5 protein-coding genes, 1 tRNA gene, 1 pseudogene and 1 other annotated feature are annotated in these 5278 nt (G+C 34.6%); of the genes and pseudogenes, 4 read left to right on the forward strand and 3 right to left on the reverse strand.

The window, feature by feature from the left end; translation table 11 throughout:
- Positions 1-139 (reverse strand): annotated as a pseudogene (locus tag B2S90_RS10880) (3-deoxy-7-phosphoheptulonate synthase); the annotation flags it as partial.
- A gap of 40 nt (positions 140-179) precedes the next feature.
- Positions 180-414, reverse strand: a binding site (T-box leader).
- 229 nt (positions 415-643) lie between these two features.
- Here B2S90_RS10880 and B2S90_RS03805 point away from each other — a divergent pair.
- A tRNA-Leu gene (locus B2S90_RS03805) sits at positions 644-730 on the forward strand.
- 62 nt (positions 731-792) lie between these two features.
- Here the strand turns inward: B2S90_RS03805 and B2S90_RS03810 are convergent.
- Both B2S90_RS03810 and B2S90_RS03815 read right to left on the reverse strand, forming a co-directional pair.
- On the reverse strand, positions 793-1203 hold the full coding sequence (locus tag B2S90_RS03810) for a C-GCAxxG-C-C family protein (protein ID WP_278860643.1): 411 nt from the start codon (positions 1201-1203) through the stop codon (positions 793-795).
- Positions 1204-1208: 5 nt separating this feature from the next.
- Complete coding sequence (locus B2S90_RS03815; protein WP_414630682.1) at positions 1209-1751, reverse strand: DNA-3-methyladenine glycosylase I; 543 nt, start codon at positions 1749-1751, stop codon at positions 1209-1211.
- A 90-nt stretch (positions 1752-1841) separates the two neighbouring features.
- On the opposite strand from B2S90_RS03815, the gene B2S90_RS03820 reads away from it, so the two are divergent.
- From B2S90_RS03820 to B2S90_RS03830, 3 genes are all read left to right on the forward strand, one after another.
- On the forward strand, positions 1842-3155 hold the full coding sequence (locus tag B2S90_RS03820; RefSeq protein WP_286696564.1) for an RsmB/NOP family class I SAM-dependent RNA methyltransferase: 1314 nt from the start codon (positions 1842-1844) through the stop codon (positions 3153-3155).
- Complete coding sequence (locus tag B2S90_RS03825; RefSeq protein WP_279068525.1) at positions 3152-3592, forward strand: HD domain-containing protein; 441 nt, start codon at positions 3152-3154, stop codon at positions 3590-3592. Before B2S90_RS03820 ends, B2S90_RS03825 begins: the two co-directional genes overlap by 4 nt.
- Before the next feature lie 70 nt (positions 3593-3662).
- On the forward strand, positions 3663-5009 hold the full coding sequence (locus B2S90_RS03830; RefSeq protein WP_055234237.1) for a C40 family peptidase: 1347 nt from the start codon (positions 3663-3665) through the stop codon (positions 5007-5009).
- The last annotated feature ends 269 nt before the right edge of the window (positions 5010-5278 follow it).

A 5278-nucleotide genomic window follows, 5' to 3' on the forward strand; every position in this document is an offset into this window, starting at 1 on the left:
TAGTCGTATCACCAATTACACCGATAATAGTTGTTTCATGACCAGTAGAAACATGTGGTTCTAAACCATAGCTTTCAATCTTGTCAGTTACTTTCTTAATATCATTTTCATCACATTTTGGTTTCAATACAATAATCATAATCTTTTCTCCTTTGGATATATAAAAAGTCCCTCTCGATTATAAGGACGAGAGGGACTTCGCGTTACCACCTTATTTTATCCATATATCACTATATAGACCTCTGTGAGTACTATCATACTCTGACGATATAACGGTCGTACCCGTGGATACCTACTTTATTTCAATATCCCGACTCCTTGATGTATTTCATCCACATGAATCATTCCCTCTCAGCACTAGGAACTCTCTGTAAATCCAAAAACTGAATGTTCTTTTCAATTCGCTGTCTTTTTTGTATATGAATCTAATATAAGAGCCTTAAAACTAAATGTCAATCATTTTTATAAAGTAAGCGAATACATTTAGAAAAAAATAAAATAATTTCTTTTAATACTAGCAATATATACAAAATGAGATGTAGCTAAATATATCGTAGAGACATGAGTTAACATTTTGCTGAAATAAAACTATTTTTTTCTTGAAAACATCCCTTATGCATACTATAATAATAACGTTGTCAGTGCCCTTGTGATGAAATTGGTAGACATAGCAGACTCAAAATCTGCCGGCTTCAAACCCGTACCGGTTCGAGTCCGGTCAAGGGCACCAACTATTAATGATTAAGCTGGGATATATTCTCAGCTTTTTTTCTCTAAAAAAGGAATAGATGACTATTTCTCACTAAATAATACTTCTTCTACAATAGCAGCGGCATCTCTAATACAGTCAGGACAAGTTCTTAACAACTTACCTGTTTCTACACCTTTTAATACTTTACATGTAGTTGTAGAATTCTTTTCTTTAAATTTCTGCATGATCTCTCTAGATAACTTATAAGTACTTGCTTTACTATTTGGCTTATCTAGATTACCTGTACTATTCTTATATCCTGCAAGAAGACATGCACCAGTAACAGCACCACAAGTTCCTTCCATGCAGCCTACACCTAGACCTAAGCCTTCAGCTACCTTAAACATTGTTTCTTCATCCATACCTACAAGATCACAATAAGTACATGCAATAGCCTGTGCACAGTTATAACCCTTATCATGTTTCTTAATAGTTTCATCAATACGTGTCATATTCTTTACCTCCATTCACAATTCAATAGATGATCATTATAAATGCCAATAGCCTGTAAATAGCTATAGATAATCACAGGACCAACAAACTTGAAGCCACGCTTTTTCATATCTTGAGATATCTTAGTAGACAATGCATCACTTGCAGGTATCTCTTCTTCATCTACATAACGATGATCAATCACCTTGAAATCTACAAAAGACCAGATATAATGATCAAAACTGCCAAACTCTTCCTGTACGCTTAAAAAAGCTTTCGCATTGATTATAATGCTGTTGATCTTCAAATGATTATGAATAATCCCTTCAGCTTCATAGAGAGATTCTATTTTTTCTTTAGAATAAGAGGCAATCTTATGATAATCAAAATCATCAAATGCCTGATTATACGCTTCTTCCTTCTTTAAAATAGTATCCCAGGATAATCCTGCCTGCATGCCTTCAAGAACAAGCATCTTAAATAACATTTTTTCATCATGTGTTTCTTTACACCATCGATTATCATGATATTTGATTGCTTCTTTACTTTTAGCCCATGAACATCTCATTAAATAATCCCTCCTTTTCATATTGTAGCATATCAAAAGTAGTCAATACATCTATTTTTTTGTATAATAGTTCAGAAAGGACGTGAGTTTATGGAACAATTTGATGCCCGTATGAAGTCTTTATTAAAAGATGAATATGATGACTTTAAGAAGGCTTTATTAGAAAAGCCGGTTAAAGGTCTCTATTTAAATAGAAATAAGAAGAATGTAGAAAGGGTATTAGAAGAGCAGTATATTGAACATCATCCTATTGTAGAGAATGGTTATCTCTATGATGAAAACTATCATCCAGGAAGAAGTGCTTATTTTCTTGCAGGACTCTATTATATCCAGGAACCGAGTGCGATGCTTGTAGCAGATGCATTACCTATTGAACCTGATGATTTTGTGTTAGATATGTGTGCGGCTCCAGGAGGTAAAAGCTGTGAGATTGCATCTCGATTAACAGGAGAAGGTGTATTAATTGCGAATGATATTGAAGCCTCTCGTGCACGCATTTTAAGTGAGAATATTGAACGTTTTGGATTAGACAATACAATTGTCACAAATGTTGATCCAATGCGCTTTACAAAGCAATTTCAGGAAGCATTTGATAAGATTGTCCTAGATGCACCATGTAGTGGAGAAGGAATGTTTAGAAAGCTTGAACAGGCTGTAGATACCTGGAGTGAAGACAAGGTATTAGAATGTGCGCATATCCAAAAGAACTTATTAAAAGGTGCCTATGACATGTTGAAACAGGGTGGTATGGTCATCTATTCTACATGTACTTACTCATATGAAGAAAATGAAGCAATGGTTCATTATGCAGTTGATGAACTTGGCTTTGAACTACTTCCTCTTAGTAAATCTCATGGTTTATGTCCAGGCGTTGATCTAGATGAAGTAGTAAGATGTTATCCGCATCATTATCGTGGAGAAGGGCATTTTATAGCCTTACTAAGAAAGCCTGGAAACAGTCCGAGAAAAGTAGTCAGACCAATGAAACCTCAAGTGAGCCCGGCTGATTTAAAAGTATTAAAAGCCTTCTATCAGGAGACTCTCAATAAGAAAGTACCTGCTTATATCATAGAAAATAATGGTCATCTCTATGCAATCAAAAAGAACTTTCCAGAACTAAAGGGAATCAGAGTGTTACGTAACGGGCTCTATTTAGGTGAAGTAAGAAAGAATAGATTTATTCCAAGTTATTCTCTTGCCTTAACTTTGACTAAAGAGGATGTAAAAAGAAGTTATGATTATTCATGTGATAGTGAAGAAATCAAGAAGTATATCCATGGTGAAACATTAGAAGGAACAGGGAACAAAGGATTTGGCGTCATCTTTGTTGATGGTTATCCACTTTCTTTCTACAAAGAAAGCAATCAGGTTAAAAATTTATTTCCTAAGGGACTCAGACGATGAATCGTTATTTTAGTTTACGTGATGAGGTATTACATCTTTTAGATGAAAAGAGTCATGGCTATTATAAAAGAGAGGCAATAGCGCATATGTTTCAAGTAGAAACACTGTGTGTACTTCTTGCAAAAGAAAGAGGACTTGATGAAGAATTATGTGCAATTATTGGTCTTCTTCATGATGTAGCAGTGCCTATTTATTCTTCTAGTTTCCAGCATGCGACGCGTTCAAGTGAATTGGCGAAAGAACTTCTTGGTTCAATATTTAGTGATGAAGAAAAAAATATCATTTTCACTGCAATTAGTAATCATTCACGTAAAGAATGCATAGATGATGCTTATAGTGAACTGATTAAGGATGCAGATTGTTGGAGCCATTATCTTGAAAAGGCAGTTTTAAAACACGAAGAATCAAAAAGACTGAAACTTCTTAAGATTATGTGAATTTCTATATGAGATTGGGTTTTAATATAACTTGTGTTATAATTACTTGTACGTGAAGGAAGGTGATTTTGTGAAAAGAAGACGTAAAATTGTGTCATTGCTTATTGCCGCTGCGATGGTAACACCGCTTGCTTTATCCAATGTGAATACAGTTGAAGCAGCTAATAAGTTTGCTGGTCAGGAATCAAAGTATTATAGACTTTGTTCATCAAAGACTCTTACTCGTTCAAATCAGAATACTTGTAAAGAGTTTAATAAGTACTTAAAGACAAAAAGTGCAAGTTTAAAAAATGAAATCAACAGTAAACAGAATAGTGTTAATAGTGCGAAGTTATCTATCTCAGATGTAGCAAATAAGATTAATACTTTAAATAGTCAGATCAATGAAGCCAATCAGAAGATTGCTTATATGAATACTGCAATCACAAATGCAGAAAATAATCTAAACCAGAAAAAGGCTCTATTAAAAGATAGAATCTATTCAATGCAGAGTCAGATGAATTCTAATGCATATGTAGATTATTTATTTAATGCCAGCTCATTCTCTGATTTCTTCTCAAGAGCTGCAACTCTTAAAGATTTAACGGCTTATGAAACAGATTTGATGAATGAAATCAAAGAAGAACAGAAGCAGCTAGAAGTACAGAAGCAGACACTTGTTGATACTCAGACTGCATTAAATGCACAAAAGAGTGAAGCTGAAACATTACAGAAATCATTAGTAGCTAAACTTGAAGCCGAACAGAAAGCTTTACAGGATAAGCAGAGTGATTTATCTGATAATGAAAATAGTATAGGCACAATTGCACAGAACTTAGTTGAATTAAGTAAAGCATCAGATGAATCTAAAGTAAATGGTGTCACTCATGCAACACCTAATACAAATAGTGGTTCTTCTAGCAATAGTGGATCATCAAATAACAGTGGTTCATCAAATCATGGTGGTTCTTCTAATAATGGAGGAGGCAGTCAGAATACAACACCTGCACCAGCTCCAAATGCTAATCAGTCTGCAAGAGGGCTTGCAATTGCGAATAAGGCATTAACACGTCAGGGCTATATGTATGTGTGGGGTGGATGTCACTCTATGAGTCAGATTTCTAATCCTAATTGGACTAAGTTTGACTGTTCTGGTCTTGTAAACTGGTCTCATTATCAGGCTGGTGTAAATATTGGATCAAATACAACAAAGTCATTATGTGGTGTAGGATCATATGTAGATCGTGGTTCTATGCAGGCTGGTGATATTATCTTATTTAGTTCAAATGGTTCATATTCTGGTGTTCATCATGTAGGTATCTATATTGGTGGTAACCGTATGGTGCATGCGCCTTCATCTGGTAAACCAGTACAGGTTGCATCACTAGCAAATAGCTATTGGCAGAGAAGTTTCTACCAGGCAAGAAGATGTTATTAATTACTGGCGAAAAAAACATAGGCTTGCCTATGGGATGAAAACCACATAATTTTTACTTAAGTTTTCTACCCGAATTGAGATTAATAGAATCAAAGTATTGAATAGTGGAATCAAAATAGCATAAAATAAACATCAGGGAGATTGACTATACTTCCATATCGCAAGATAGAAATTTACCGTTAATGTAGTCGTTGGACTGCTTGGTAATAGAAGTTCTTACTTAAATAGATTTACACTTGTATTCCGAAGTCTGAAAATGATGTACGATT

It is taken from the genome of Catenibacterium sp. UBA627 (assembly GCF_002299355.1).
In the GTDB taxonomy this organism is placed as follows: Bacteria; Bacillota_I; Bacilli_A; order Erysipelotrichales; family Coprobacillaceae; genus Catenibacterium; species Catenibacterium mitsuoka.

Bases quoted from the DNA above. Each gene is read 5' to 3' on its own strand.
- B2S90_RS03820 (WP_286696564.1), top strand. From the start codon at position 1,842: ATGGAACAATTTGATGCCCGTATGAAGTCTTTATTAAAAGATGAATAT.
- B2S90_RS03815 (WP_414630682.1), bottom strand. From the start codon at position 1,751: ATGAGATGTTCATGGGCTAAAAGTAAAGAAGCAATCAAATATCATGAT.
- B2S90_RS03825 (WP_279068525.1), top strand. From the start codon at position 3,152: ATGAATCGTTATTTTAGTTTACGTGATGAGGTATTACATCTTTTAGAT.
- B2S90_RS03810 (WP_278860643.1), bottom strand. From the start codon at position 1,203: ATGACACGTATTGATGAAACTATTAAGAAACATGATAAGGGTTATAAC.